The following is a 25518-nucleotide window of genomic DNA, read 5'->3' on the forward strand; positions in this document are numbered from 1 at the left end:
CACCTGTTGTCGCTATGCCACAGCAAACAATCGGACCCACGCACTCCAGCGGTCAGCGCGGTAGCGCCGCGGCGAATAGGTCCGTCATCGCTGCCCAGTGCCGCTCGTCGGCCGCGGGGTCATAGGGCGGGTTGTCCGGAACGGCGAAGCCATGGGCCGCCGAGTACCACTCGATGGTGTGGGCCACCCCGGCCGCCGTCAGCGCCTTGTCGAGCTGCTCGGCGTGATCGGCCGTGAACGATGCGTCGTTCGCGGCGCCACCGACATACACCGTGGCGCTCATCCGGTCGGCCAGCAGGTGCGGGCTGTCCGCCGTGTCGCTCACCAAGCCGCCACCGTGGAAGGACGCCGCGGCCGCGACCCGGTCCGGAACGCGGCCGGCCACCACCACCGACGTCCGCCCGCCCATGCAATAGCCGCACACTCCGAATCGCTGTCCGAATACCTCGGGGCGAGCGGCCAGGTAGTCGAAAAAGGCGCCGGCGTCGGCGGCCATCTTGTCCGGGGTGATGCTGCCGATCATCGAGAACAGGCGCCTGCGTTCCCGCTCGTCGGCGAACACCGTGGCCATGTCGAAGGGGGCCCAATCGCCGTTGCGGTAGTAGACATCCGGCAGCAGTACCGCGTAGCCGAATCCGGCGAGCTTGGCCGCCATTTGGTGGAAGGTGTCGCGGACGCCGCCGGCGTCCGGGAACATCACCACGCCGGGCCAGGGGCCCGGGCCCTCGGGTGTGAACAGGTGGACGGCGCAGGTGCCGTCTTCGGTGCTTACGGTGTCATCGATGCTCGGCATGCCCTCCGTTCTACTCCGGCGCTCTGGACGTAATTTTTTGGCGTCGACCCGCCGCGCCCGGCTCCGCCGCGCTTGCGATCGCCGCTAAGCTGGCCGCGTGCCCGTTCCCACGCCCTACGAGGACCTGCTGCGCATGGTGCTCGAGCGGGGCGCGGCCAAATCGGATCGCACCGGCACCGGAACGCGGAGCCTGTTCGGCCAGCAATTGCGCTACGACCTGTCGGCCGGCTTTCCGCTGCTGACCACCAAGAAGGTGCATTTCAAATCGGTGGTCTACGAGTTGTTGTGGTTCTTGCGCGGCGAGTCCAACGTCGGCTGGCTGCACGAGCACGGGGTCACCATCTGGGACGAATGGGCAGACAGCACAGGCGATCTCGGGCCGATCTATGGTGTGCAGTGGCGATCCTGGCCCACCCCCACCGGTGAACACATCGACCAGATCAGCGCCGCGCTGGACCTGCTGCGCACCGACCCGAACTCGCGGCGCATCATCGTGTCGGCCTGGAACGTCGGCGAAATCTCGCAGATGGCGCTGCCGCCATGCCACGCGTTCTTCCAGTTCTACGTGGCCGACGGGCGGCTGAGCTGCCAGCTCTACCAGCGCAGCGCAGACCTGTTTCTCGGAGTGCCGTTCAACATCGCCAGCTACGCGCTGCTGACCCACATGATGGCCGCGCAGGCCGGGCTGGCGGTCGGCGAGTTCGTCTGGACGGGCGGCGACTGCCACATCTACGACAACCACGTCGAACAGGTGCGGCTGCAGCTCGCTCGCGATGCGCGGCCGTACCCCGAACTCGTTCTGGCCCAAAGGGATTCGATCTTCGACTACACCTACGACGACGTCGTCGTGAAGAATTACGATCCGCACCCTGCGATCAAAGCTCCCGTCGCTGTATGACGCGCGCTGGCCTGGGCCTGGTGTGGGCCCAGTCGACTTCCGGTGTGATCGGGCGTGGCGGCGACATCCCGTGGCGGGTGCCCGAAGACCTAGCTCGCTTCAAACAGGTCACCATGGGCCACGCTGTGGTGATGGGCCGTCGCACCTGGGACTCGCTGCCGGCCAGGGTTCGGCCGTTGCCCGGCCGTCGAAATATCGTCCTGTCGCGCCAGAGCGACTTCAAATTGGACGGAGCCGAGGTCGTCGGTTCGCTGGACGCGGCGTGTGCCCTCGCAGACAGCGAGCCCGAGACGTGGGTGATTGGCGGCGCACAGATCTACCTGCTCGGGCTGCCGTATGCCACCCGGTGTGAGGTGACCGAGGTCGAGATCGATCTGCCGCGTGACGACGAGGACGCGCTGGCCCCGGTGCTCGATGACGAATGGGCGGCCCGCACGGGCGAGTGGAAGCTCAGCCGCACCGGGCTGCGCTACCGGTTTCACAGCTACTCTCGGCAATGAGTGCACGTGTCCGCGCCCACGGGCTGACCTGACATACTCGACCGGGGGTCGGTCTGACCGGTGTTTCCAGGAGTTTTCAGGAGGGGAATTGGCAGTGATAACCGAACCCGCAAAGACATTCACCCGCATGTTCCGCGGCTACGATCCCGCCGCGGTCGACGCCCACATCGAGGTGTTGACCACCAAACAGAAGCTGCTGCTCGATGACGTCGAGAGCCTGCGGGCGCGGCTGCGGGAATCCGGCGACGAAACGGCCGCGCTGCGCAAGGAGGTCGCCGTCCTCACCGACACCTCGCCCTCGCCGCACGCGATGCAAAAGCGGATGGCGAAGATGCTGCGGCGCGCGGTCGACGAGGTTTCCGAAATGCAGGCCGAGGCGAAGACCGAGGCGGAAGCGCTGATCGCGGCGGCAGAGGCGGAGGCCGAGGCCACCCGGCGACGGCGCGAAGAGATGCTGGCCGACATGGCCGCGCAGCAAAAAGCGCTGGAAGCCGAGTACCAGGAAACCAAGGAAAAGCTCGAGGCCGAGCTGGCCACCCTCCGCGATGACGCCGAGCGGGCGCGTGAGCAGCTCCTCGCCGACGCGAAGCAGCGAGCCGACCGGGATCGTGACGAGGCCCGGCGCGCTGTCGACGTGGCGAGTCAGCAACGGATCAAGATCCTGGAGCACCTGATGGGCGTGTACCGCGATCTGGAAGCGGTTCCGGGAGCGCTCGAGGCGGCGTACCAAGAACGGGACAACCTGTCGGAGCGGAACTCAGAGACCAGCCACGAGACAAGCCACGAGACCAACTCCGCGGTGCCGCTGGACGGGAAGGTCGGCGCGGGGTCAACCCACTAGAGGTGCGGCGGCCAGTATTCTCGGCGCCGTGTCCCCCCGGCTGACTGGCGCCCAAGCCCGGCGGATAGCCGTTGCGGCCCAAGGATTTAACGAGCCGCCGCCCCGCGGCCCGATCACCCGGGCGCACCTGAAGCGCCTGGTATCGAGAATCCAAGTGCTGCAACTGGATTCGGTGTCGGTAGCGGTGCGCGCCCATTACGCGCCGGTGTTCAGCCGGCTCGGCCCCTACGACCGCGACGTGCTGGACCGCGCGGCCTGGGGGCCGCGTTCGTCACGGCTGCTGGCCGAATACTGGGCTCACGAGGCCGCCCTGATGGCCGTCGAAGACTGGCCGTTGATGCGCTGGCGGATGCGTCAGTATCGGCATGGCCGTTGGGGCCCCCACCGGTTTCTCGAGGCGCTGCAGGCCAATCCGCAACTTGCCGACGACGTCGTCGCGGCTGTCGCTGAGCTGGGTCCCAGCACCGCTGGGCAGATCGAGACGCATCTGGCCTCTAAGGACCTCGAGCCGCGCCGCAGGAAGGGCACCTGGTGGACTCGCAGCGACACCAAGTGGGTGGCCGAGGCGCTGTTTTCCGCCGGAGTGCTGACGACCGCCACCCGGGTGGGCTTCGCCCGCCACTACGACCTGGTGGAACGGGTGCTGCCCGCCGAGGTGCTGGCCCGCGAGGTCGACGACGACGAGGCGGTGCGGGAGCTCACGCTGCGGGCCGCCACCGCGCTGGGTGTGGCCGTGGAGGCCGACCTACGCGACTACTTCCGGCTGTCCGCGCAGCAGGTCAAGCCCGCGATCGCCGACCTGCTGGCCGCCGGGGAGATCGAGCGGGTCGACGTCGACGGCTGGCCCGCGCCGGCGTACCTGCGCGCGGGCCGGACGGTGCCGCGCCACGACCGCGGCACCGCGCTGCTGTGCCCGTTCGACCCGTTGATCTTCTTCCGGCCCCGGGTCGAGCGGCTGTTCGGCTTCCACTACCGCATCGAGATCTCCCCGGCGGCCAAGCGTCAGTACGGCTATTACGTGTGGCCGTTGCTGCTGGACGGCCGGCTGGTCGGGCGGGTCGACCTCAAGGCGGACCGCGCCGCCGACGCGCTGCGCGTCGTGGGTGCGTTCGCCGAGCCCGACGTGGCCCGCGCGCGCGTTGCGGCCGCGCTGGCCGGCGAACTTCAGTCCATGGCCGCGTGGCTGGGCCTAGGTGGGTTCAGCGTCTCGACCCGGGGGAACCTGGCCACCGACCTGCGCGCGGCTTCCAAGCGGATGAGCTGATGGCCCGGCTAAGGTGAGCGCCGTGGCCGAGACCGCGCCGCTGCGCGTGCAACTGATCGCCAAGACCGAATTCCTGGCGCCCCCCGATGTGCCGTGGAGCACCGACGCCGACGGCGGCCCCGCGCTCGTCGAGTTTGCCGGGCGAGCGTGCTACCAGAGCTGGTCCAAGCCCAACCCGAAGACCGCGACCAACGCCGGCTACATCAAGCACATCATCGACGTCGGCCACTTTTCGGTGCTCGAACACGCGAGCGTGTCGTTCTACATCACCGGCATCTCGCGGTCCTGCACGCACGAGCTGATCAGGCACCGGCACTTCTCGTACTCGCAGCTCTCGCAGCGCTACGTCCCGGAAAAGGAGTCGCGGGTCGTCGTGCCGCCGGGCATGGAGGACGATCCCGAGCTCCAGCGGATCCTCGCCGCCGCCGCCGATGCCGGCCGGGCCACCTACACCGACCTGCTGGCCAGGCTGGAGGCCAAGTTCGCAACGGGCCAGCCCACCGAAAAGATGGGAGCCCTGCGTCGCAAGCAGGCCCGTCAGGCTGCGCGCGCGGTGCTGCCCAACGCCACCGAAACCCGCATCGTGGTGACCGGAAACTACCGGGCCTGGCGGCACTTCATCGCGATGCGGGCCAGCGAGCACGCCGATGTCGAAATCCGGCGGCTGGCCATCGAGTGTCTACGTCAGCTCGCGGCCGTCGCGCCCGCCGTGTTCGCCGACTTCGAGGTCTCCACCCTGGCCGACGGCACCGAGGTCGCCACCAGCCCGCTGGCCACCGAAGCGTGAGGCGGCCGGGGACACAACCGGGCCGGTAGGTGCCAAAAAGCTTGCCGCCGCCAGGTAGCCTGAACACCGTGAGTACCGTCGGATTCGACGCCCCGGCACGCCTGGGAACTCTGCTAACAGCGATGGTCACGCCCTTTGGCGCCGACGGCTCGGTCGACACGATTGCGGCGGCGCGGCTGGCGAACCACCTGGTGGACGCGGGGTGCGACGGCCTGGTGATCTCGGGCACTACCGGCGAGTCGCCGACCACCACCGACGACGAGAAGCGCGAGCTGTTGCGTGTCGTGCTGGAGGCGGTGGGCGACCGCGCCCGCGTCATCACCGGCGCCGGCACCTATGACACCGCGCACAGCATCCGGCTGGCCAAGGCCGCCGCGGCCGAAGGCGCCCACGGCCTTCTGGTGGTCACCCCGTACTACTCGAAGCCGCCGCAGACCGGGCTGCACGCCCACTTCACCGCCGTCGCCGACGCGACCGACCTGCCGGTGCTGCTCTACGACATTCCCCCGCGCTCGGTAGTGCCGATCGAGCCCGACACCCTCCGCGCGCTGGCCGCACACCCGAACATCGTCGGCGTCAAAGACGCCAAGGGCGACCTGCACAGCGGCGGTCAGATCATCGCCGAGACAGGGCTGGCCTACTACTCTGGCGACGACGCCCTGAACCTGCCCTGGCTGGCGATGGGTGCCACCGGCTTCATCAGTGTGATCTCGCACCTGGCGGCGGGCCAACTGCGAGAGTTGTTGTCCGCCTTCAACTCCGGAGACGTCGCCACCGCCCGCAAGATCAACGTCCTGGTGGGCCCGCTCTGCGATGCCATGAGCCGGCTGGGCGGTGTGACGCTGTCCAAGGCCGGCCTGCGCCTGCAGGGTATCGACGTCGGCGATCCGCGACTGCCACAGATGGCGGCAACTCCGCAACAGAGCGAGGAGCTCGCCGCCGATATGCGGGCGGCCTCGGTGCTCCGATGAGTGCTCCGATGAGCGAGAAGTGACCCAAAGGGTGGCCCGCAAGTGGATGTAGACCTCAGCCCACCAGGTCCGCTGACCGCGGGTGGGTTGCGGGTCACCGCGCTGGGCGGCATCAGCGAAATCGGCCGCAACATGACGGTTTTCGAGCACCTGGGCCGGCTGCTGATCATCGACTGCGGGGTGATGTTTCCCACCCACGACGAGCCCGGTGTCGACCTGATCCTGCCGGACCTGCGCCACATCGAAGATCGGCTCGACGACATCGAGGCGCTGGTGCTAACCCATGCGCACGAAGACCACATCGGGGCGATCCCCTTTCTGCTCAAGCTGCGGCCGGACATCCCCGTCGTCGGATCGAAGTTCACCTTGGCGCTGGTCGCCGCGAAATGCCGCGAGCATCGCATCAAGCCGGCCTTCGTCGAGGTCAAAGAGGGCCAAAGCACCCGGCACGGGGTGTTCGAGTGCGAATACTTCGCCGTCAACCACTCCATCCCCGACGCGTTGGCCATCGCGGTCTACACCGGCGCGGGAACTGTCCTGCACACCGGCGACATCAAGCTCGACCAGCTGCCGCTGGACGGCCGCCCCACCGACCTGCCCGGCATGTCGCGGCTCGGCGACGCGGGCGTGGACCTGTTCTTGTGCGACTCGACCAACTCCGAGATCCCCGGCGTAGGGCCGTCGGAGAGCGAGGTCGGCCCGACCCTGCACCGCCTGATCAGGGGCGCCGACGGGCGGGTCATCGTGGCGTGTTTCGCCTCCAACGTCGATCGCGTGCAGCAGATCATCGACGCCGCGGTCGCGCTTGGGCGGCGGGTGTCGTTCGTCGGGCGATCCATGGTGCGCAACATGGGCATCGCCCGCGAACTGGGGTTCCTGCGGGTGGCCGATTCCGACGTCATCGACATCTCCGCCGCCGAGATGATGGCGCCCGACCAGGTGGTGCTGATCACGACCGGCACTCAGGGCGAGCCGATGTCGGCGTTGTCGCGGATGTCTCGCGGCGAGCATCGCAGCATCACGCTGACCGCCGGTGACCTGATCATCCTGTCGTCGTCGCTGATCCCGGGCAACGAGGAAGCGGTGTACGGTGTCATCGACTCGCTGGCTAAGATTGGGGCCCGGGTGGTCACCAATCAGCAAGTGCGCGTTCATGTTTCGGGCCATGCCTACGCCGGCGAGCTGCTGTTCCTGTACAACGGGGTGCGGCCGCGCAACGTGATGCCGGTGCACGGCACCTGGCGGATGCTGCGCGCCAACTCCAAGCTGGCGGCTCGCGCCGGCGTGCCGCCGGAGTCGATCCTGTTGGCCGAGAACGGCGTCAGCGTCGACCTGGTGGCGGGCAAGGCTTCCATCGCGGGCGCGGTACCGGTCGGCCAGATGTTCGTCGACGGTCTGATCACCGGCGACGTCGGCGACATCACCCTGGGCGAACGGCTCATCCTGTCTTCCGGTTTCGTTGCGATAACCGTGGTGGTCAAGCGCGGCACCGGGCGTCCGGTGGCCCCGCCGCAACTACATTCGCGCGGATTCTCCGAAGATCCCAAGGCGCTCGAGCCCGCCGCCCGCAAGGTCGAGGCGGAGCTGGAATCGTTGGTTGCCAACGATGTGACCGATCCGCCGCGCATCGCGCAGGCGGTGCGGCGCACCGTCGGCAAATGGGTGGGCGAAACCTACCGCCGCCAGCCGATGATCGTGCCGACCGTCATCGAGGTCTAGCGGGTCGCCGCCTTCGGCTTAAGTCTTCTCCGCGTACACCGACCACTCCAGCTGTGATGCCGGGAGCTTGCGACCGGTGGGCTCGACGTAGCGCTGGACGAACTCGTCGGGTCCGGCCTGCTCCACCAGCCGCCACCCGTATTCACCGATGAACCCGGCGACCTCGTCGGGCTGCAGGCCGAAGTGCCAAAGCTGATGGCGCTCGCGGGTGTTGCGGTAGAGCGTCCGGGTGCCGTAGAGGTTGGTCCCGTCGATGAAGTCGCGGCGGACGTAGGTGAACACGAATCGGCTGCCCGGCGCGGCCGCGCGCAGTCCCTCGAGGGTTCGCCGGACACCGTCTTCGGTGAGGTATTGGGTGACGCCCTCGCAGATGAAGAAGGCCCGATAATCGGTGCGATAGCCGTGCTCGGCCAACGAGGTGAGCAGGTCATCGCGTTCGAAGTCCAGTGCCACCAGCCGAACCGACAGCGGCGGCTCGCCCAGCACCCGTCGGACCGTCTTGGCCTTGCGGGCGATGTTGACGGGCAGGTCCACCTCGAAGACGGGCATCCGCACCTGCCGGGTCAGCCGGTACGGGCGGGTGTCCAATCCGGCGCCGAGGATGACGACGGCGTCGATGTTGTCGCGTGCTTCGGCAAGCTTGTCGGCGATGAAACGCTTGCGGCAGGCCATGTTCACCCATAACCCGGGGCCGGTGAACTCCGATCCGCGGATCATCAGACGGCGGATCGGGGCGGCGCGGGTCGCGGCGACGAGCCAGCGCAGTGGGGCCGGCAAGAACAGGTCCGCGAGGTCGTCGTCGACCAGGCGCCGCCCGGGCGGTTCGTTCTGTTCGACGGCCGCCAATACCATCGGGCCGAAGGCGGTCTGCGCCACGGGGTTTCGCGCCATGGCTATCGCTTGTTCAAGTAGCCGGCATCTACCGGCAACGCGACGCCGGTGAGGTAGCGAGCCTGATCGGATACCAGCCATGCCACCGCGTCGGCGATGTCGGCCGGCGCCAGCACCTGCACCGGCAGCGCGTTGCCCATGTCCGGAGGTGAATCGGACTGCGCGACGAGGTCGGCGAGCCACCGCCGGGTGTACTCGTTGTTGATCATCGGGGTGTCGACCCCGGACGGATGTATCGAGTTGACCCGGATGTTGTGGCGGGCAAGCAAATTGGCGTATACACGCATCAACCCGACGATACCGTGTTTGGCCGCGGCATAGCCGATGGAGCCGGCGTCGGCGCTGCCGATGCCGGCCAGTCCGGCGGCCGAACTGATCAGCACGATCGAACCGCCGCTGCCCTGGGAGACCATCGTCGGCATCGCGGCCTCCACGGTGTGGTGCACCCCGGTGAGGTTGACGTCGATGACGTCGCGCCAGCCATCGCCGCCGGACTGCATCGGGGCGATGCCGGCGTTGGCCACCACGATGTCGAGGCGACCGAACTCGTCAAGGCCGGCCTGCACTGCGGCCGAGAGCGATTCGCGATCGCGGACATCGCCCTGTTGGGCGACGATGCGTGCCCCGGTGTCCTCGACCAGCTTGACGGTCTCCGCCAGATCCTCCGGAGTGGCCAGCGGATACGGGACACTCTCGATCTGCGCGCACAGGTCGACCGCGATCACATTCGCGCCGTCGGCGGCCAGCCGCACCGCATGCGCACGACCCTGACCGCGGGCGGCGCCGGTGATGAGCGCGACCCTGCCGTTCAGTGGGCCCTCGAGTGGCCGGCCGGGGCTCACCGGCGCAGTTGCCCTTTGTCCGGATCGCCCGCGGGCACCGGCTGCAGCATCTTGATGTCCGGTGCCCCGGCCAGGTGCTCGCCGGCCGCCGCGAACATCTTGCCGATCGCCGGCGCGGTGCTGTGCGCCTTGAGCGCCTCGGGGTCGGCCCATTGCTCGACGAACACGAACGTCTCACCGGTTTCGTGCAGCGAGTACAACTGGCAGCCCGGCTCGTCGTGCACCTCTTGCACGGCGCTGGTGAGGATGTCGCGGACGGTGTCGACCGATTCGGGTTTGACGGTCATGGTGGCGACGACGACGACGGGCATGTTAGGGCCTCCTGGGCAGGGCGGGGAGCGGCGTGACTTTGATCACCGTTCGTCACCCTACCGACGCCTTCCGGGGGCCGCCGCGGCGCCCGAGGGAGAGGATCGCCGTTACCAGTGTGGCGGGTGGTGCAGATGATGTATTTACGACTACCCTGGCCCCCATGGCTAGTAAGACCGCGGCCCGCTCACGAACCCGAACGAGCAGGTCAAAGGCCGCTTCGCGGGGCAGGTCCCGAAGTGCGCGACCGGCCGCACCCCGCCGGCGGCCCGGTAGGCCCGCCAAACGCCGCAATCCTTCGGTGCTGGTGGCCGCGGGGCTGACCTGCGGCCGCGCCATCCGCGCCACCTGGCTGATGGCGGCGCGCGGCACCGGCGGCGCGGCGCGCTCGATCGGGCGGGCCCGCGACATCGACGCCGGGCATCGCCGCGACGGGATCGCGCTGGTTCTGCTCGGCCTGGCCGTCGTCGTCGCGGCCAGCTCGTGGTTCGACGCCGCCCGGCCGATCGGCGCCTGGGTCGACGTCGTGCTCCGGACGTTCATCGGGTCGGCCGTCCTGGCGCTGCCGGTGGTCTTGGGCGGCGTCGCGGTGGCGTTGATGCGCACCCGGCCCAACCCCGACGCGCGGCCCCGGCTGATCCTCGGCGGCAGCCTGATCGCCCTGTCGGTCCTCGGCCTGCGCCACCTATGGTCCGGCTCCCCGGAAGATCCCGAATTGCGCAGGCGCGCGGCCGGATTCATCGGCTTCGCCATCGGTGGCCCATTGTCGGACGGCCTGACGCCCTGGATCGCCGCGCCCCTGTTGTTCATCGGCTTCATGTTCGGCCTGCTGCTCCTGACCGGGACCACCGTCCGCGAGTTGCCGGACATGATTCGGGCCACGTTCGGCACCCGGTTGATCGACGACGCAGACGGTGACTACGACGAGTCCGCCTACGACTACGCCGACGAGTTCGACGACCGGTTCGACGACGAGGAGCCACCCTTCGATCCGGAACCACAGGCGTGGTCGTCGGAGGGCGCCGGCGACGACGTGTACGACGAAACCCCCACGGTCCCCGAACCGGCCTTCGAAGCCGCCAAACCGCGCGCCCGCCGCGGCTCCCGCAAGCAGGTCCCGGTCACCGACCGGGTCGTCGAGGGCCCCTACACGCTGCCGTCGCTTGACCTGCTGGTCACCGGCGATCCGCCCAAAAAGCGCAGCGCGGCCAACAACCAGATGGCCACTGCGATCGGCGAGGTGCTCACCCAGTTCAAGGTCGACGCGGCCGTCACCGGCTGCACCCGCGGGCCCACCGTCACGCGCTACGAGGTCGAGCTCGGCCCCGGCGTCAAGGTGGAGAAGATCACCGCGCTGCAGAAGAACATCGCCTATGCGGTCGCCACCGAAAGCGTCCGCATGCTGGCGCCGATCCCGGGCAAGTCGGCCGTGGGCATCGAGGTGCCCAACACCGATCGCGAAATGGTGCGCCTGGCCGACGTGCTCACCGCGCCGTCGACCCGCCGCGATCACCACCCGCTGGTGATCGGGCTGGGCAAGGACATCGAGGGCGATTTCATCTCGGCCAACCTGGCCAAGATGCCGCACCTGCTGGTGGCCGGCTCCACGGGCTCCGGCAAGTCCAGCTTCGTCAACTCCATGCTGGTGTCGCTGCTGACCCGGGCCACCCCGGAGGAGGTCAGGATGATCCTGATCGACCCGAAGATGGTGGAACTGACGCCGTACGAAGGCATTCCGCATCTGATCACCCCGATCATCACGCAGCCGAAGAAGGCGGCGGCCGCGCTGGCGTGGTTGGTCGAGGAGATGGAACAGCGCTACCAGGACATGCAGGCGTCGCGGGTGCGTCACATCGACGACTTCAACGCCAAGGTGCGATCGGGTGCCATCACGACGCCGCTGGGCAGCCAGCGGGAGTACCGCCCGTACCCGTATGTCGTGGCGATCGTCGACGAGCTGGCCGACCTGATGATGACCTCGCCGCGCGACGTCGAGGACGCCATCGTGCGGATCACCCAGAAGGCCCGGGCCGCGGGCATCCACCTGGTGCTGGCCACCCAGCGACCGTCGGTCGACGTGGTGACCGGGCTCATCAAGACCAATGTGCCGGCCCGGCTGTCGTTCGCGACGTCGTCGCTCACCGACAGCCGGGTGATCCTGGACCAGGCGGGCGCCGAGAAGCTGATCGGGATGGGCGACGGCCTGTTCCTGCCGATGGGCGCCAGCAAGCCCCTGCGCTTGCAGGGGGCGTACATCACCGACGAGGAGATCCACGCCGTCGTCGCCGCCTGCAAGGACCAGGCCGAACCCGAATACACCGACGGCGTGACCACAGCCAAGCCGACCAGTGAGCGCACCGACGTCGACCCGGACATCGGCGACGACATGGACGTGTTCTTGCAGGCCGTCGAGCTGGTGGTGTCCAGCCAGTTCGGTTCCACCTCGATGCTGCAGCGCAAGCTGCGCGTCGGCTTCGCCAAAGCGGGCCGCTTGATGGACCTGATGGAGACCCGCGGCATCGTGGGGCCCAGCGAGGGATCCAAGGCGCGTGACGTGCTGGTCAAGCCCGACGAGCTGGCGGCGACGTTGGCCGCGATCCGGGGCTCGGCGAGCGGATCCGACCTCCAAGACGAGTGAGCCCCGACGAATAGTCAGAGCAGCAGCAGCATCCGGGTATTGCCCAGAATGTTCGGCTTGACGTAGCTCAGGTCCAGGAACTCGGCGACACCGATGTCGTAGGAGCGGCACATCTCCTCGAACACCTCGGCGGTGACGGGCGTGCCCTCGATTTCGCTGAACCCGTGCTTGCCGAAGAACTCGGTCTCGAAGGTCAGCACGAACAACCGCTGCAACTGCAGCTCGCGGGCGACTTCGAGCAGCCGGTTGACGATCGCGTGGCCGACGCCACGGCCCGTCGCGGCCGGATCGACGGCGACGGTTCGGATCTCGCCGAGGTCGGACCACAACACGTGCAGCGCCCCGCAACCGACCACTTTTCCCGAGAGTTCGGCCACCCAGAACTCCTGAACGGCCTCATAGAGCGTCACCAGGTTCTTTTCCAGCAGGATCTTTCCGGAATAGGTGTCGACGAGTTCTTTGATCGCGGGCACATCGGATGTTCGCGCGCGCCGGACCACCGGCCGCTGATCCTGTTGGCTTTCGGTCACGGGTCAACAGTATTGACATCGGCCACGCCTGCGCTGGTCAACCGTTATTCTGTTGCGGTGTCGGGGCAGCCGCAAACGGGTCCGATAGTGCGGCGTGCCCGGATCGCCAACCTCGCGAACATCCTCACGTTGTTGCGCCTAGTGCTGGTCCCGATCTTTTTGCTCGCTCTGTTCGCCGGAGACGGCCACCAAATCGTCGGGCGCATAGTCGCTTTCGTGATTTTCACGATCGCCATGATCACCGACCGGCTGGACGGCTTGCTGGCCCGCAACTACGGCATGGCGACCGAATTCGGCGCGTTCGTCGATCCGGTCGCCGACAAGACGCTGATCGGGTCGGCGCTGATCGGATTGTCGATGCTTGGGAATCTCCCGTGGTGGGTCACCGTGCTGATCCTGACTCGCGAGGTCGGGGTGACCCTGTTGCGGTTGACGGTGATTCGTCGCGGAGTCATTCCCGCCAGCTGGGGCGGCAAAGTCAAGACCGTGGTCCAGGCGCTGGCGATCGGGTTGTTCGTGCTACCCCTCTCGGGGCCGTTCCTGGTGGGGGCTTCGGTGGTGATGGCTGCGGCGGTCGTGCTCACCGTGGTGACCGGCATCGACTACGTCGCGTCCGCCGTCCGGGAAATTCGCCAGACGACGGGCTGAGCGGGAACCCTGATCGGGAACTAGGCCACCGGTGCCGGCGTTGACCTAGAGAGCTCGTGTCGAGCAGGCCTGACTGGAACGAACCGGGACGAAGGAGAGCGGGAATGCCGCCATTGGTGCGCGAGGTCATCGGCGACGTGTTGCGCCTGGCCCGGACAACGCAGGGACGGACGTTGCGCGAGGTGTCCGATGCGGCTCGGGTGAGCCTCGGGTACCTGTCCGAGGTGGAGCGCGGCCGCAAAGAACCCTCCAGCGAGCTGCTCAACGCGATCTGCGATGCGTTGGAGGTTCCGCTGTCGACGGTCCTCACCGACGCCGGCGAGCGGATGGCGAGCGAGGAACGCGCCGCGCACAGCGAGCCGACTGGCGAGCCGACCACCGTCGCAAGCGGTTCCACCATCGACCCCGGCACCAAGGTCGTCATTCCGCCGGTGGCGTCTCTGGCGGTGGCCTGAGCGCCCCACTAAATTGAGCGGCAGGGTGAGTACGAGCCCAGCAGGGCTCTACCCAAGGCCTACCGGGCCCACAAGTAGCGAAGGCGGAGCTAACCAATGGCCAATCCGTTCGTCAAAGCGTGGAAGTACGTCATGGCGTTGTTCAACGCGAAAATTGACGAGCACGCCGATCCCAAAGTCCAGATTCAGCAGGCCATCGAGGAAGCACAGCGCACCCATCAGGCCCTGACGCAGCAGGCCGCCCAGGTGATCGGCAACCAGCGTCAGCTGGAGATGCGGCTCAACCGTCAGCTGGCGGACATCGAAAAACTGCAGGTCAATGTGCGCCAGGCCCTCACCTTGGCCGACCAGGCCACGTCGTCCGGAGACACCGCGAAGGCCACCGAGTACAACAATGCCGCCGAGGCGTTCGCGGCCCAGCTGGTGACCGCCGAGCAGAGCGTCGAAGATCTCAAGACGCTGCACGACCAGGCGCTGCAGGCGGCGGCCCAGGCCAAGAAGGCCGTCGAACAGAATTCGATGGTGCTGCAGCAGAAGATCGCCGAGCGCACCAAGCTGCTCAGCCAGCTCGAGCAGGCGAAGATGCAAGAGCAGGTCAGCGCGTCGCTGCGGTCGATGAGCGAGATCGCCGCCCCCGGCAACACACCGAGCCTCGAAGAGGTGCGCGACAAGATCGAACGACGCTACGCCAACGCGGTGGGCGCGGCCGAGCTTGCGCAGGGTTCCGTGCAGGGGCGAATGCTCGAAGTCGAGCAGGCCGGTGTGCAGATGGCCGGTCACTCGCGGCTGGAGCAGATCCGCGCGTCGATGCGCGGCGAAGCCCTGCCGACCGGCTCGACTGCCGCGCCGGACGCCACCCCGGCCACTCCCGCGCCCGCCGAGACCGGCGGACAAGCCGCCGAGAAGCCCTTCGGTCAGTCCTAAACCGCGAAGGGTCCCACGATGTCGGTGAACGCGACGGGGCGCGGGTCCTGGCGCGCGTTGTTGCGGCGCGGGCTGGACACCGCCGCCGACCTTTCCGACCTGGTGGCCCAGAAGATCAGCGCCGCCGCGGACCCACGCGCCCGGCTGCTGCGACGGCGCCGGCGCGCGCTGCGGTGGGGCCTGATATTCGCCGCCGGCTGCGTGTTCTGGGCGGTGGTCACGGCCGTGCTCGCGGCCTGGGGCTGGTTCGCGTTGCTGCTGGAGATCACCGGGGCCATCGCGGTCGTCATGGTGATTCCGGCGACGTTGCTGCTGCTTCGCTACCACTGGCTGCGATCCGAGCCACTGCCGGCGAGCCGGCCCGCCAACGCGCGCAGGCTGCCGCCGCCCGGTTCGGCCGCGCGACCCGCGATGTACGCGCTGGGCGCCTCCGAACGCGGGTTCTTCTCGCTGCTGGGTGTGATCGAGCGGGGCGCCATGTTGCCGGCGGCCGAAATCCGCGACCTGACCGCGGCGGCGAACAAGACCTCGGCGGCGATGGCTTCCACCGCGGCCGAGGTCGTGTCGATGGAGCGGGCGGTGCACTATTCGGAGTCGTCGCGGTCGTATCTGGTGCCCACCATCAACGCATTCACCGCGCAGCTGAGCGCGGGCGTCCGTCAATACAATGAAATGGTCACCGCCGCAGCACAATTGGTGTCATCGGCCAACGGCGGTGGTGGTGCCGGGGGAGCGTTAGCCGCGTCGCAGCAACGCTACCGCGACGAGTTGGTCGGAGCGACGGATCGGCTGCTCGGCTGGGCGCAGGCGTTCGACGAACTCGGCGGACTGCAGCGCAAGTAGCGCGCCGCTAATCGTCCGGTCGCGGGCCGTAGCGCTCGATGTAGGCCTGGTGGATGTGGGCGTCGCGCGCCCGGGCGCGTTCGTCGACGAGCCCGGGATCCAGCCCATGCACAGCCAGCATGTGCCGGCGCCACACTTTGTTGAGCGCGTGCGAGAAATACACGAACGGAATGAGAATCGGCAGCGTCATGCTCAGATGGACGTCGAGCGTGGTCGGGATGAACCAGAACGGGATGAGCACCAACACCGCCGGCACCGCGACGCGGATCATCATCCGCGCGACGGCGCCCTTGCCGGCCAAGTCGTTGCGCACCCAATCCCGCATCGAGTCGGGTAGCCGCCGCCCGTAGCAATAGCGGATGTACTGCAGGGCGTTGGGCTTGGTGCGGACGCTGTCGTTGGCCATGTCTGTCGTCATGCCCTGTCAGAACGACGCTTTGAGCGACGGTATTACCAATGCGGCAAGCCCACGCGCCGTGGCCTTGAGCATGTCGAAGAAGTCAAAGTAGTCGCGCCACAGGGTGATTCGCCCGTCGTGCACCTCGAACACGCCGCAGACCCAGAACTGAAGCCGCAGCGGACCGAAGATCAGCGCGTCGCTGCGTTCGGTGAGCACCGCGGCCCCGTCCGCGGCGATGCGGTGGATCTTGACCTCGAACGCGGCACGCCCGTCCATCTGCCGGAACAGCTTCATCGCTCTGGCGCGGCCATGGATTGTCGGCAGTCCGACGTTCTCGTAGACAAGATTGTCGTCCAACGACGCCTCCGCGGTTTCGTAATCCGCGTCCTGCAAGGCGTTCAGGAAACCTTCGACCGTCCTGGTGTTCGCGACGGCCGTACCAGTCGGCTCGGTCATGGCTGCCAGCGTAGGCGAGCCGGGCCGTCCAGCGCTGTGGCAGGGTGGGGATGATGCGCGTCGCCGTCGTCGCCGGGCCGGATCCCGGGCACTCGTTTCCGGCGATCGCGCTGTGCCTGCGGTTTCGCGAGGCCGGCGACGAACCCACCCTGTTCACCGGTGAGGAATGGATCGACACCGCACGCGGCGCCGGGATCGACGCGGTCGCGCTGGACGGCCTCGCCGCCACCGACGACGACGTCGACGCCGGCGCCAGAATCCATGGGCGCGCGGCGCGGATGGCGGAGCTCAACGTGCCCGCCCTGCGCGAGCTGGGACCCGACCTGGTGGTGTCCGATGTCATCACCGCGGGCGGCGGCATGGCCGCCGAGCTGCTGGGCATTCCGTGGATCGAGCTCAACCCGCATCCGCTGTACCTGCCGTCCAAGGGATTGCCGCCGATAGGCAGCGGACTCGCGCCCGGCACCGGCATCCGCGGCCGGCTGCGCGACGCCACGATGCGCGCGCTGACCGCGCGCTCCTGGCGGGCCGGGATCAAGCAGCGTGCCGCCGTCCGCCTGCAGATCGGGCTGCCCGCCGTCGATCCCGGGCCGCTGCGACGGCTGATCGCCACGCTGCCCGCGCTGGAGATGCCTCGTCCGGACTGGCCGGACGAGGCCGTGGTGGTCGGCCCGTTGCACTTCGAGCCGACCGACCGGGTGCTCGAGGTCCCGCCGGGCCGCGGGCCGGTGGTGGTGGTCGCGCCGTCGACCGCTGCGACCGGGACCGCCGGATTGGACGACGTCGCGCTGCGGCACCTGACGCCGGGCGACACGCTGCCGGCGGGATCGCGGTTGGTGGTGTCGCGGCTGGACGGACCGGATCTGGCCGTGCCGCGGTGGGCGGTGGTGGGGCTGGGGCGCCAGGCCGAGCTGTTGACGCATGCCGACGTGGTGATCTGCGGCGGCGGTCACGGGATGGTGACCAAGACGCTGCTCGCCGGCGTGCCCCTGGTGGTGGTTCCCGGCGGGGGAGATCAGTGGGAGATGGCCAATCGAGTGGTGCGTCAGGGCAGTGCGCGGCTGGTCCGGCCGCTGACCGCCGACGCGCTGGTGGCCGCGACCAACGAGGTGCTGTCCACGCCCCGCTACCGCGAGGCCGCCCGCGAAGCGGCCGCCGGCATCGACGGGGTCGCCGACCCGGTGCGGGTGTGCCACGAAGCGCTGGCTCTCGCGGGGTGAGGCGCCGGCCGCCCAGTATCTTGGCTGGCGTGCGGCTGACGGAGTTCAACGAGCGGGTGGTGTTGCGCTTCGGCGCCGCTTATGGCGCATCGGTGCTGGTGGATCACGTGCTGACCGGGTTCGACGGCCGGACTGCGGCCCAGGCCATCGAGGATGGCGTCGAGCCGCGCGACGTCTGGCGGGCGTTGTGCCTCGACTTCGACGTGCCCCGCGATCAGTGGTGAAGCCGCGCGCTTAGGCGTGAGCGACTACGCACACTCATCTGTTGCTACGGCGTACCCGGCGAAAGACGCAATCGGCGCAGACGGACTTCCCGGGGATGCGATAGAAGAGGCAGCAGCTGCGACGCCTGAAACCCAGGTGTGCGCTGGTGATCACACCGCATCCGGCCAACATGCCGGTGTCCAGCAGTGAGTCGGTGATGTCGAGGATGGGGCCGCGCAGATCGGGCCGGGCCGAGAGCAGGGCTCGCGACGCTCCCATGAGTGCGGACGCGATGTTGCCCGCGAGCAGGGCGGGGGCCAGTTTGACCCGCAGGCCGGCGGCGAACGGCTTCATGTGTTGTTTCACGACGATGCGGTACAGCAAATTCGCGGAGGGCGAGTCGATGGCTTGTCCGACGGGCTCGGGCATTCGAAGTTGGGCCGCGTCATCGGCGCGCTGCAGGCCTTTAAGATCCGGAACGACCCCGTGCCCCAGCGCGCACGCGAGCACGGGTGACCACAGGCGGGTGGCGTGGCCGAGATGAACCAGCGAGGCGGCGATCCGCAGGTCCGACGTGCGATAGCGCCGGGCGGTGGCGTCGATCAGATCACTGAAACCGTCGGCGTAGGACTGCCCGACCGGATGCCATCCGACTGCGTCGCCCCCGACAGTGAAGGTGAAAAACCGTTTGTAAGAAGATATTTCGGCCAGCTCGGCAGAAATGTCCATGCGCGACCAAACCTCTCTGGGGAAATCCGCCCCAGTTGTCGTGAGGAAGCGCTGACGGTGAGTATCTGGCTCTCGGGTCAGGACGTGTCCGTCCCCGATCACAGTGGCGGGACCGCACCGGATTCACACCGGTTTCCTCGGCTTTAGCAGGCTGCTTTGGCCCCGTCAGCGCCTTTCGGTAGCAAATGTTGCCATACGCCGTTACCGTGCCCGGCGTGTCCTCTTGAATCGAACACGTGTTCGGCTACTGTGGTGAGCGTTCGGAGACTTGTCGGACCCCGCGCCTAGGGTCACGGCCAACCGACCGATACCGGTCACCGAACACACCGACGATAGGAAGAGGCACCATGACGCAAGCCCCCGACCGCGAGAAGGCTCTCGACCTGGCGATGGCCCAGATCGAAAAGAGCTACGGCAAAGGCTCGGTGATGCGTCTCGGCGACGAGACGCGTCAGCCGATCTCGATCATCCCGACCGGATCCATCGCACTGGACGTGGCCCTGGGCATCGGCGGCCTGCCGCGCGGCAGGGTCGTGGAGATCTACGGTCCGGAGTCCTCGGGTAAGACCACCGTCGCACTGCACGCGGTGGCCAACGCCCAGGCCGCCGGCGGCGTCGCGGCGTTCATCGACGCCGAGCACGCCCTGGACCCCGACTACGCAAAGAAGCTCGGCGTCGACACCGATTCGCTGCTGGTCAGCCAGCCCGACACCGGTGAGCAGGCGCTGGAGATCGCCGACATGCTGATCCGCTCCGGCGCGCTGGACATCCTGGTCATCGACTCGGTCGCGGCCCTGGTGCCGCGAGCGGAACTCGAGGGCGAGATGGGGGACAGCCACGTCGGGCTGCAGGCCCGGCTGATGAGCCAGGCGCTGCGGAAAATGACTGGCGCGCTGAACAATTCGGGAACCACGGCGATCTTCATCAACCAGCTCCGCGAGAAGATCGGGGTGATGTTCGGCAGTCCCGAAACCACCACGGGTGGAAAGGCTTTGAAGTTCTACGCGTCGGTGCGCATGGACGTGCGCCGGATTGAGACGCTCAAGGACGGCACCAACGCGGTCGGCAACCGCACCCGGGTCAAGGTCGTCAAGAACAAGGTGGCGCCGCCGTTCAAGCAGGCCGAGTTCGACATCCTCTACGGCCGGGGAATCAGCCGGGAGGGTTCGCTGATCGACATGGGTGTGGATCAGGGCTTCATCCGCAAGTCCGGTTCCTGGTTCACCTACGAGGGCGAGCAGCTCGGCCAGGGCAAGGAGAACGTCCGCACTTTCCTGATGGAGAACGCCGACATTGCCAACGAGATCGAGAAGAAGATCAAGGAAAAGCTTGGCATTGGCGCGGTCGTGACCGATGACCCCTCAGCCGATGGTGTCCTGCCCGCCCCCGTCGACTTCTGAGCCCTCTCGCGAGGAGCAGGCGCGGGCGTTGTGCCTGCGCCTGCTCACCGCGAGATCGCGCACGCGGGCCGAGCTGTCCGGTCAGCTGGCCAGACGCGGATATCCCGACGACGTCAGCGCCCGGGTGTTGGATCGACTGGCGTCCGTGGGCTTGGTCGACGACGCCGAGTTCGCCCAACAATGGGTGGCGTCCCGGCGGGCGAGGGCCGGAAAGAGCCGGCGCGCCCTGGCCGCCGAGTTGCATACCAAGGGCGTCGACAACGACGCGATCACCGCGGCATTGGCCGGGATCGACGCCGGCGCCGAGCGCGATCGGGCCGAGCAGCTGGTGCGTGCCAAGCTGCGGCGCGAGACGCTGGCTGGCGACGACGCAAAGGTGAGCCGCAGGCTGGTCGGGATGCTGGCGCGGCGTGGCTACGGCCAGAGCCTGGCCTGCGAGGTCGTCTTCGCCGAGCTGGCGGCCGAGCGGGAGCGCCGGCGGGTGTAGCTGCGGATTAATCCGGTGGGAGCCGGTCGCCGTACCATGGCCCCGTGACTTCGACGGTGGCCCGAGACGTTTCGGGGGCGCGTACCTACCAGGTGCGCACCTATGGCTGCCAGATGAACGTCCACGATTCCGAACGCCTGGCCGGGCTGCTCGAGGCGGCCGGCTACCAACGGGCCGCCGACGGGACCGATGCCGACGTGGTGGTGTTCAACACCTGCGCCGTGCGCGAGAACGCGGACAACAAGCTGTACGGCAACCTCAGCCATCTGGCTCCGCGCAAGCGGGGCAATCCCGATATGCAGATCGCGGTCGGTGGCTGCCTGGCCCAAAAAGATCGAGACGCAGTGCTGCGCAAGGCGCCGTGGGTCGACGTCGTCTTCGGCACGCACAACATCGGATCGCTGCCCACGCTGCTCGACCGCGCCCGGCACAACAAGGTCGCCCAGGTAGAGATCGCCGAGGCGTTGCAGCAGTTTCCGTCGTCGCTGCCCAGCGCACGCGAATCCGCGTACGCCGCTTGGGTTTCCATCTCCGTCGGGTGCAACAACAGCTGCACCTTCTGCATCGTCCCGTCGCTGCGCGGCAAGGAGGTCGACCGCAGTCCGGACGACATTCTGGCCGAGGTGAGGTCCCTGGTGGACGACGGCGTGCTCGAGGTGACGCTGCTCGGCCAGAACGTCAACGCCTATGGGGTTTCCTTCGCCGACCCCGAGCTGCCGCGGAATCGCGGCGCCTTCGCCGAGCTGCTGCGCGCCTGCGGAGAAATCGACAAGCTGGAACGCGTCCGGTTCACCTCCCCGCATCCGGCCGAGTTCACCGACGACGTCATCGAGGCGATGGCGCAGACGCCGAACGTGTGCCCGGCCCTGCACATGCCGCTGCAGTCCGGATCCGACCGGGTGCTGCGCGCGATGCGGCGGTCGTACCGCGCCGATCGTTATCTGGGCATCATCGACCGGGTTCGGGCGGCGATGCCGCACGCGGCCATCACCACGGACCTGATCGTCGGATTTCCCGGCGAGACCGAAGAGGATTTCGCGGCCACGCTCGACGTGGTGCGGCAGGCTCGGTTCGCGGCCGCGTTCACCTTCCAGTACTCCAAGCGGCCCGGCACCCCGGCTGCCGAACTCGACGGCCAGATCCCGAAAGCTGTTGTGCAGGAACGCTACGAGCGCCTGATCGAGCTGCAGGAGCAGATCTCGCTGGAGGGCAACCGCGCGCTGATCGGGCAGACCGTCGAGTTGCTCGTGGCCACTGGCGAAGGACGCAAGGACAGCCGGACATCGCGCATGACCGGACGCGCCCGCGACGGCCGGCTGGTGCACTTTTCCGCCGACACGGCGGTGCGGCCCGGCGACATCATCACCACGGCCGTCACCGGGGCCGCGCCGCACCACCTCGTCGCGGACGCCGGGGTGCTGACCCACCGCCGCACGCGGGCCGGTGACTCCGCAGGACAACGCCCGCGCGGCGTCGGCCTCGGCATGCCCGGTGTGGGGCCGTCCGCCGCCACCGCCCAACCGCTTGGATGCGCGCTATGAATGAACAGAAAAAGGAACACGCCGACATCGACGCCCTGCGTGCCGAAATCGAGGCCGCGGAGCGCCGCGTCGCGCGTGAGATCGACCCCGGCCCAAGGGCATTCGTGGTCGCCATTCTGGTGTTCGTGCTGCTGGGTTCGTTCATCCTGCCGCACACCGGCGCCGTGCGGGGATGGGATGTCCTGTTTTCCAGCCACGGTGCGGGTGCGGCCGCGCTGGGCCTGCCGTTGCGGGTGTTCGCCTGGCTGGCGCTGGTGTTCGGCGTCGGATTCTCGATGCTGGCATTGCTGACCCGGCGGTGGGCGCTGGCATGGATCGCGCTGGCGGGCACGGCGATCGCCAGCGGCGCCGGGCTGCTGGCGGTGTGGTCGCGCCAAACCGTGGCCGCCGGTCATCCCGGCCCGGGTGTGGGCCTGATCGTGGCATGGATCACGGTGATTCTGTTGACGTTTCACTGGGCCCGGGTGGTGTGGGCCCGCACCATCGTGCAACTCGCGGCCGAGGAGCAAAGGCGCCGGATCGTGGCGCAGCAGCAGTCGAAGACGCTGCTGGACAGCCTCGACAAAAACGAAACCCCCGAAAAACCCGACGGTCCGGAAAAACCCGAAGCCTAGGTCCGCCGCGTCAGCGCCTCGGCCGCCGCGTCGGCCCACTGCCGCCACTGCGCGGCGTTGGCTTTGGCCTCCTCGGCTTCTTTGGTGCGGCCGGCCGCCTCGGCCTTGCGCGCCTGCTGTTCGTATTGCTCGGCCCGGGTCGCGAACTGCTCGGCGCGGGCCTGCGCCTGGGGATCGGACCAATCCGACTCGCCGGCGTCGCGCACTTTTTTCTCGACCGCCCGCAGCCGCCGCTCCAACTCGGCGGAGCGCTCCCGGGGGACTCGGCCGATCGCGTCCCACTTCTCCGCGATCGATCGCAGCGCCGCGCGGGCCGCGTCGTGATTGCTCGTGTCGAGCTTCTCCGCTTCGGCCAGCAGCGCCTCCTTGGCGGTGGCATTGGCCCGCAACTCCGAATCCTTTTCCGCCGCAGCGGCATTGCGTGCGGTGAAAAACGTGTCCTGGGCGGCCTTGAAGCGGCGCCACAAGGCGTCGTCGACGTCCCTGCTGGCCCGGCCCGCCGCCTTCCATTCGGAGAGCAGCTTGCGGAATTCCGCGCTGGTCGCGGTCCAGTCCGTCGAATCGGACAGCTCTTCGGCCCGTTCGCAGAGCCGCCCCTTGGATTCCCGAACCCCCGATCGCTCGCGGTCCAGCTCGGCGAAGTGGGCGCCCCGGCGCCGGTTGAAGGCTTCGCGGGCGGCCGAGTAGCGCTTCCACAACGCGTCGTCGACCTTGCGGTCCAGGCCGCTGATCGTCTTCCACTCGTCGAGGATCGCTCGCAGCCGGTCGCCGGCGATTTTCCATTGGGTCGAGTTCGCGGCCAGCTGCTCGGCCTCGGCCGCCAGCGCCTCCTTGCGGGCGGTCTGAGCGGCGCGATGCTCCTCGCGGCGGGACTTGTCGGCGGCCGCCGCCGCCCCGGCGTGCTCGAGCAGCGTCGTCAGCCGGCCCGCGAGGGCATCGATGTCGCCCAGTACGCACGCGGTCGGCAGCGCCTCGGCCAGTTCGGATGCGTGGGCTTTGATCTTGCGGGCATCGCCGGTACCCGACGCCAGCCGTTCTTCCATCAGCGTGATCTCGGTGGCGAGGTCATCGAACCGGCGGCCGAAGTGTGCGAACGCGGCCTCGCGGTCGCCGGCCTGCCAGGATCCGACGATGCGTTCGCCCGCCGCGCTGATCAGCCAGACGGTGCCGTCGTCGTCGACGCGCCCGAACTGGTGCGGATCGCTCGACGGGGGCACGGCGACCGGGTGGATTGCGGGCCGCGAAGTCGGTCGCGGCCCGGGTCGCGGTCCCGGACGCGGCGGCGGCGTAGGTGAATCGTTGCCGCGGGGCTCGTCAGCGGTCATCGCTCGTCACCTGCCCTTTGCCACCTTCGCGCGGTTGGTGTTCCGCGCGCCTGCCGCGCGTAGCGGCACCGATACTTCCCTAAGCGCTTCCCACAGTATTCAAGCAGCTTGGCGGACTGTGCGCGGCCACCTTAGCAGCCCTCTATGGTGAGGGCCGGCGATAAGTATTGATGCGCTCGCCGCGCCGCGATTGTGGCCGGGATGGCACCCCGGTCGAACTACAGTCGAACTACAGTAGTCGAGAACCCGTATGAAACTGCACGTGTACGGAAAGCTTTGGGGGGAGCGCTGGTGAGGGGGTTCCCATGTCCAAAGTGGACGTCGCGGCACTGATTGCCTTGTGCGCGGCGCTGGCCTCCGCGATGGGCGACGTCATCCGGCAGCGATCCGCACACGAAATCACCGACAAACACGTCGGGCATCTCGAGTTGTTCCGTATGTCGTTGCGCGACAAGCGGTGGTGGTTGGGCGGCCTGGCGGCGATCGTCAACTACAGCCTGCAGGCCGGGGCCCTGGCGTGGGGGTCGGTGGTCTTGGTGACCTCGCTACAGGTGACCGCGCTTCTGTTTGCCCTGCCGATCTATGCGCGGCTGACCGGGCACCGGGTCACCCGCTGGGAGTGGATCTGGGCGATCGTGCTGGCCGGTTCTTTGGCGGTGGTCATCATCGTGGGCGACCCGACGGTCGGTCAGCAGCGGGGAGCGCTGTCCCAGTGGATCATCGTGGCCCTGGTCATGGGTCCCATCCTGGTGTTGTGTTTGCTGGGGGCGCGCATCTGGTCCGGTCGCCCGGTCGCGGCCGTGCTGCTGGCCCTGGTGGCGGGTTCGTCGTTGGCGTTGTTCGCGGTGCTGACTAAGGGCCTCGTCGAACTGCTCGAAGAAGGCTTGGGCGCCGCCCTGACTTCGCCGGAGTTCTTTCCGTGGCTAGTGCTGATGCTGGCCGGGATGATTTTCCAGCAGTCGGCCTTTCGTGCCGGGGCGCTGACCGCGTCGTTGCCGACGATGACCGTGGCCAAGCCGCTAGTCGGCGGGGTACTCGGGGTGTTTCTTCTCGGCGAGACGTTCGACGCCCACGGGCCTCAGGCGTTCGTGCTGGTCGCGGCGGTGGCCATGGTGATTGTCGCGACGGTAGCGCTGGCCCGTGGGGAGGCCGCGTCGATCGCGGCGGAGACGGGGCGCGACCTCAAGCGCACCGTGGCTCCCGCGGCGCAGGACGAACCGCCGCAGAGCGATGCGGCCCCGTCGGAGGAAAGCCGCACGATCACCTGACGCGGTCGATCCGTCCGTTAG

28 protein-coding genes and 1 riboswitch are annotated in these 25518 nt (G+C 68.3%); of the genes, 19 read left to right on the plus strand and 9 right to left on the minus strand.

The window, feature by feature from the left end:
* Positions 1-52: 52 nt before the first annotated feature.
* Positions 53-793 (minus strand): dienelactone hydrolase family protein, encoded by a 741-nt coding sequence (locus A5747_RS02160; RefSeq protein ID WP_076122034.1) that lies wholly within the window; start codon positions 791-793, stop codon positions 53-55.
* A 97-nt stretch (positions 794-890) separates the two neighbouring features.
* Here A5747_RS02160 and A5747_RS02165 point away from each other — a divergent pair, with 97 nt between their 5' ends.
* The 7 genes from A5747_RS02165 to A5747_RS02195 all read left to right on the plus strand — a co-directional run bounded on the left by A5747_RS02165 (position 891) and on the right by A5747_RS02195 (position 7773).
* Positions 891-1691 carry a thymidylate synthase gene (locus tag A5747_RS02165; protein WP_076122035.1) on the plus strand — a complete coding sequence of 267 codons (801 nt, stop codon included), beginning with the start codon at positions 891-893 and terminating at the stop codon, positions 1689-1691.
* Positions 1688-2191, plus strand: coding sequence for a dihydrofolate reductase (locus A5747_RS02170; RefSeq protein ID WP_076122036.1), 504 nt, complete (start codon positions 1688-1690; stop codon positions 2189-2191). Before A5747_RS02165 ends, A5747_RS02170 begins: the two co-directional genes overlap by 4 nt.
* A gap of 94 nt (positions 2192-2285) precedes the next feature.
* Complete coding sequence (locus A5747_RS02175) at positions 2286-3032, plus strand: cell division protein DivIVA (protein ID WP_076122037.1); 747 nt, start codon at positions 2286-2288, stop codon at positions 3030-3032.
* A gap of 28 nt (positions 3033-3060) precedes the next feature.
* Positions 3061-4296 carry a winged helix-turn-helix domain-containing protein gene (locus A5747_RS02180; protein WP_076122038.1) on the plus strand — a complete coding sequence of 412 codons (1236 nt, stop codon included), beginning with the start codon at positions 3061-3063 and terminating at the stop codon, positions 4294-4296.
* A gap of 22 nt (positions 4297-4318) precedes the next feature.
* On the plus strand, positions 4319-5083 hold the full coding sequence (gene thyX / locus A5747_RS02185; protein WP_076122167.1) for an FAD-dependent thymidylate synthase: 765 nt from the start codon (positions 4319-4321) through the stop codon (positions 5081-5083).
* Between the two features lie 68 nt (positions 5084-5151).
* On the plus strand, positions 5152-6054 hold the full coding sequence (dapA, locus tag A5747_RS02190; protein ID WP_076122039.1) for a 4-hydroxy-tetrahydrodipicolinate synthase: 903 nt from the start codon (positions 5152-5154) through the stop codon (positions 6052-6054).
* Between the two features lie 42 nt (positions 6055-6096).
* The gene (locus tag A5747_RS02195; RefSeq protein ID WP_076122040.1) at positions 6097-7773 is read left to right on the plus strand and encodes a ribonuclease J; all 1677 of its coding nucleotides are present in this window, start codon (positions 6097-6099) and stop codon (positions 7771-7773) included.
* An 18-nt stretch (positions 7774-7791) separates the two neighbouring features.
* Here the strand turns inward: A5747_RS02195 and A5747_RS02200 are convergent, their stop codons facing one another.
* The 3 genes from A5747_RS02200 to A5747_RS02210 are packed head-to-tail and all read right to left on the minus strand — an operon-like array spanning position 7792 to position 9817.
* Positions 7792-8664, minus strand: coding sequence for an SAM-dependent methyltransferase (locus tag A5747_RS02200; protein ID WP_076122041.1), 873 nt, complete (start codon positions 8662-8664; stop codon positions 7792-7794).
* 2 nt (positions 8665-8666) lie between these two features.
* Complete coding sequence (locus A5747_RS02205) at positions 8667-9506, minus strand: mycofactocin-coupled SDR family oxidoreductase (RefSeq protein ID WP_076122042.1); 840 nt, start codon at positions 9504-9506, stop codon at positions 8667-8669.
* Positions 9503-9817, minus strand: coding sequence for a putative quinol monooxygenase (locus tag A5747_RS02210; protein WP_076122043.1), 315 nt, complete (start codon positions 9815-9817; stop codon positions 9503-9505). Before A5747_RS02210 ends, A5747_RS02205 begins: the two co-directional genes overlap by 4 nt.
* A gap of 161 nt (positions 9818-9978) precedes the next feature.
* Between A5747_RS02210 and A5747_RS02215 the strand changes: the two genes are divergently transcribed.
* On the plus strand, positions 9979-12453 hold the full coding sequence (locus A5747_RS02215) for a DNA translocase FtsK (RefSeq protein ID WP_233147918.1): 2475 nt from the start codon (positions 9979-9981) through the stop codon (positions 12451-12453).
* A 14-nt stretch (positions 12454-12467) separates the two neighbouring features.
* Here A5747_RS02215 and A5747_RS02220 read toward each other — a convergent pair whose 3' ends face one another.
* Positions 12468-12983 carry an amino-acid N-acetyltransferase gene (locus tag A5747_RS02220; protein ID WP_076122044.1) on the minus strand — a complete coding sequence of 172 codons (516 nt, stop codon included), beginning with the start codon at positions 12981-12983 and terminating at the stop codon, positions 12468-12470.
* Between the two features lie 57 nt (positions 12984-13040).
* Here A5747_RS02220 and pgsA point away from each other — a divergent pair, with 57 nt between their 5' ends.
* The 4 genes from pgsA (at position 13041) to A5747_RS02240 (ending at position 15853) form a co-directional block, all read left to right on the plus strand.
* On the plus strand, positions 13041-13631 hold the full coding sequence (pgsA, locus tag A5747_RS02225) for a CDP-diacylglycerol--glycerol-3-phosphate 3-phosphatidyltransferase (protein ID WP_198938112.1): 591 nt from the start codon (positions 13041-13043) through the stop codon (positions 13629-13631).
* 104 nt (positions 13632-13735) lie between these two features.
* The gene (gene clgR / locus A5747_RS02230) at positions 13736-14086 is read left to right on the plus strand and encodes a transcriptional regulator ClgR (protein ID WP_076122045.1); all 351 of its coding nucleotides are present in this window, start codon (positions 13736-13738) and stop codon (positions 14084-14086) included.
* A 96-nt stretch (positions 14087-14182) separates the two neighbouring features.
* Positions 14183-15010 carry a phage shock protein PspA gene (gene pspA, locus A5747_RS02235; RefSeq protein ID WP_076122046.1) on the plus strand — a complete coding sequence of 276 codons (828 nt, stop codon included), beginning with the start codon at positions 14183-14185 and terminating at the stop codon, positions 15008-15010.
* Positions 15011-15028: 18 nt separating this feature from the next.
* Positions 15029-15853 carry a hypothetical protein gene (locus tag A5747_RS02240; RefSeq protein ID WP_076122047.1) on the plus strand — a complete coding sequence of 275 codons (825 nt, stop codon included), beginning with the start codon at positions 15029-15031 and terminating at the stop codon, positions 15851-15853.
* Positions 15854-15860: 7 nt separating this feature from the next.
* Here the strand turns inward: A5747_RS02240 and A5747_RS02245 are convergent, their stop codons facing one another.
* A complete protein-coding gene (locus tag A5747_RS02245) occupies positions 15861-16259 on the minus strand; it encodes a DUF5313 domain-containing protein (protein WP_076122171.1) in 399 nt (132 codons plus the stop codon).
* Between the two features lie 18 nt (positions 16260-16277).
* The gene (locus A5747_RS02250) at positions 16278-16709 is read right to left on the minus strand and encodes a limonene-1,2-epoxide hydrolase (protein ID WP_076122048.1); all 432 of its coding nucleotides are present in this window, start codon (positions 16707-16709) and stop codon (positions 16278-16280) included.
* Between the two features lie 53 nt (positions 16710-16762).
* On the opposite strand from A5747_RS02250, the gene A5747_RS02255 reads away from it, so the two are divergent.
* Both A5747_RS02255 and A5747_RS02260 read left to right on the plus strand, forming a co-directional pair.
* A complete protein-coding gene (locus A5747_RS02255) occupies positions 16763-17929 on the plus strand; it encodes a glycosyltransferase (protein ID WP_076122170.1) in 1167 nt (388 codons plus the stop codon).
* Between the two features lie 17 nt (positions 17930-17946).
* Entirely contained in the window at positions 17947-18153 is a 207-nt protein-coding gene (locus A5747_RS02260) for a DUF3046 domain-containing protein (protein WP_142245433.1), read from the plus strand.
* Positions 18154-18187: 34 nt separating this feature from the next.
* On the opposite strand, the gene A5747_RS02265 is transcribed toward A5747_RS02260, so the two are convergent.
* Complete coding sequence (locus A5747_RS02265; RefSeq protein ID WP_076122050.1) at positions 18188-18862, minus strand: (2Fe-2S)-binding protein; 675 nt, start codon at positions 18860-18862, stop codon at positions 18188-18190.
* A gap of 38 nt (positions 18863-18900) precedes the next feature.
* Positions 18901-19044: riboswitch (cobalamin riboswitch) on the minus strand.
* A 165-nt stretch (positions 19045-19209) separates the two neighbouring features.
* Here A5747_RS02265 and recA point away from each other — a divergent pair.
* The 4 genes from recA to A5747_RS02285 are packed head-to-tail and all read left to right on the plus strand — an operon-like array spanning position 19210 to position 22904.
* Positions 19210-20262, plus strand: a complete 1053-nt coding sequence (recA, locus tag A5747_RS02270; protein ID WP_076063692.1) for a recombinase RecA — start codon at positions 19210-19212, stop codon at positions 20260-20262.
* Positions 20216-20749: a recombination regulator RecX gene (gene recX, locus A5747_RS02275; RefSeq protein WP_083700037.1), complete on the plus strand. Its 534-nt coding sequence runs from the start codon at positions 20216-20218 to the stop codon at positions 20747-20749. Before recA ends, recX begins: the two co-directional genes overlap by 47 nt.
* A gap of 44 nt (positions 20750-20793) precedes the next feature.
* Positions 20794-22290, plus strand: a complete 1497-nt coding sequence (gene miaB, locus A5747_RS02280; protein ID WP_076122052.1) for a tRNA (N6-isopentenyl adenosine(37)-C2)-methylthiotransferase MiaB — start codon at positions 20794-20796, stop codon at positions 22288-22290.
* Positions 22287-22904, plus strand: a complete 618-nt coding sequence (locus tag A5747_RS02285) for a hypothetical protein (RefSeq protein WP_076122053.1) — start codon at positions 22287-22289, stop codon at positions 22902-22904. Before miaB ends, A5747_RS02285 begins: the two co-directional genes overlap by 4 nt.
* Here A5747_RS02285 and A5747_RS02290 read toward each other — a convergent pair.
* Positions 22901-24229 carry a DUF349 domain-containing protein gene (locus A5747_RS02290; RefSeq protein ID WP_076122054.1) on the minus strand — a complete coding sequence of 443 codons (1329 nt, stop codon included), beginning with the start codon at positions 24227-24229 and terminating at the stop codon, positions 22901-22903. The two genes, A5747_RS02285 and A5747_RS02290, sit on opposite strands and share 4 nt — an antisense overlap.
* Positions 24230-24534: 305 nt before the next feature.
* On the opposite strand from A5747_RS02290, the gene A5747_RS02295 reads away from it, so the two are divergent.
* A complete protein-coding gene (locus A5747_RS02295; protein WP_076122055.1) occupies positions 24535-25497 on the plus strand; it encodes a DMT family transporter in 963 nt (320 codons plus the stop codon).
* Positions 25498-25518: the final 21 nt, after the last annotated feature.

The organism is Mycobacterium sp. IS-836, assembly GCF_001954275.1.
Taxonomy (GTDB): domain Bacteria; phylum Actinomycetota; class Actinomycetes; order Mycobacteriales; family Mycobacteriaceae; genus Mycobacterium.

Excerpts from the sequence above, each read along its gene's own strand:
- A5747_RS02160 (WP_076122034.1), bottom strand. The coding sequence starts at position 793 with ATGCCGAGCATCGATGACACCGTAAGCACCGAAGACGGCACCTGCGCC.
- A5747_RS02170 (WP_076122036.1), top strand. The coding sequence starts at position 1,688 with ATGACGCGCGCTGGCCTGGGCCTGGTGTGGGCCCAGTCGACTTCCGGT.
- A5747_RS02200 (WP_076122041.1), bottom strand. The coding sequence starts at position 8,664 with ATGGCGCGAAACCCCGTGGCGCAGACCGCCTTCGGCCCGATGGTATTG.
- A5747_RS02210 (WP_076122043.1), bottom strand. The coding sequence starts at position 9,817 with ATGCCCGTCGTCGTCGTCGCCACCATGACCGTCAAACCCGAATCGGTC.
- A5747_RS02215 (WP_233147918.1), top strand. The coding sequence starts at position 9,979 with ATGGCTAGTAAGACCGCGGCCCGCTCACGAACCCGAACGAGCAGGTCA.
- clgR (WP_076122045.1), top strand. The coding sequence starts at position 13,736 with ATGCCGCCATTGGTGCGCGAGGTCATCGGCGACGTGTTGCGCCTGGCC.
- pspA (WP_076122046.1), top strand. The coding sequence starts at position 14,183 with ATGGCCAATCCGTTCGTCAAAGCGTGGAAGTACGTCATGGCGTTGTTC.
- A5747_RS02240 (WP_076122047.1), top strand. The coding sequence starts at position 15,029 with ATGTCGGTGAACGCGACGGGGCGCGGGTCCTGGCGCGCGTTGTTGCGG.
- A5747_RS02245 (WP_076122171.1), bottom strand. The coding sequence starts at position 16,259 with ATGGCCAACGACAGCGTCCGCACCAAGCCCAACGCCCTGCAGTACATC.
- A5747_RS02250 (WP_076122048.1), bottom strand. The coding sequence starts at position 16,709 with ATGACCGAGCCGACTGGTACGGCCGTCGCGAACACCAGGACGGTCGAA.
- A5747_RS02255 (WP_076122170.1), top strand. The coding sequence starts at position 16,763 with ATGCGCGTCGCCGTCGTCGCCGGGCCGGATCCCGGGCACTCGTTTCCG.
- A5747_RS02265 (WP_076122050.1), bottom strand. The coding sequence starts at position 18,862 with ATGGACATTTCTGCCGAGCTGGCCGAAATATCTTCTTACAAACGGTTT.
- recA (WP_076063692.1), top strand. The coding sequence starts at position 19,210 with ATGACGCAAGCCCCCGACCGCGAGAAGGCTCTCGACCTGGCGATGGCC.
- recX (WP_083700037.1), top strand. The coding sequence starts at position 20,216 with ATGACCCCTCAGCCGATGGTGTCCTGCCCGCCCCCGTCGACTTCTGAG.
- A5747_RS02285 (WP_076122053.1), top strand. The coding sequence starts at position 22,287 with ATGAATGAACAGAAAAAGGAACACGCCGACATCGACGCCCTGCGTGCC.
- A5747_RS02290 (WP_076122054.1), bottom strand. The coding sequence starts at position 24,229 with ATGACCGCTGACGAGCCCCGCGGCAACGATTCACCTACGCCGCCGCCG.
- A5747_RS02295 (WP_076122055.1), top strand. The coding sequence starts at position 24,535 with ATGTCCAAAGTGGACGTCGCGGCACTGATTGCCTTGTGCGCGGCGCTG.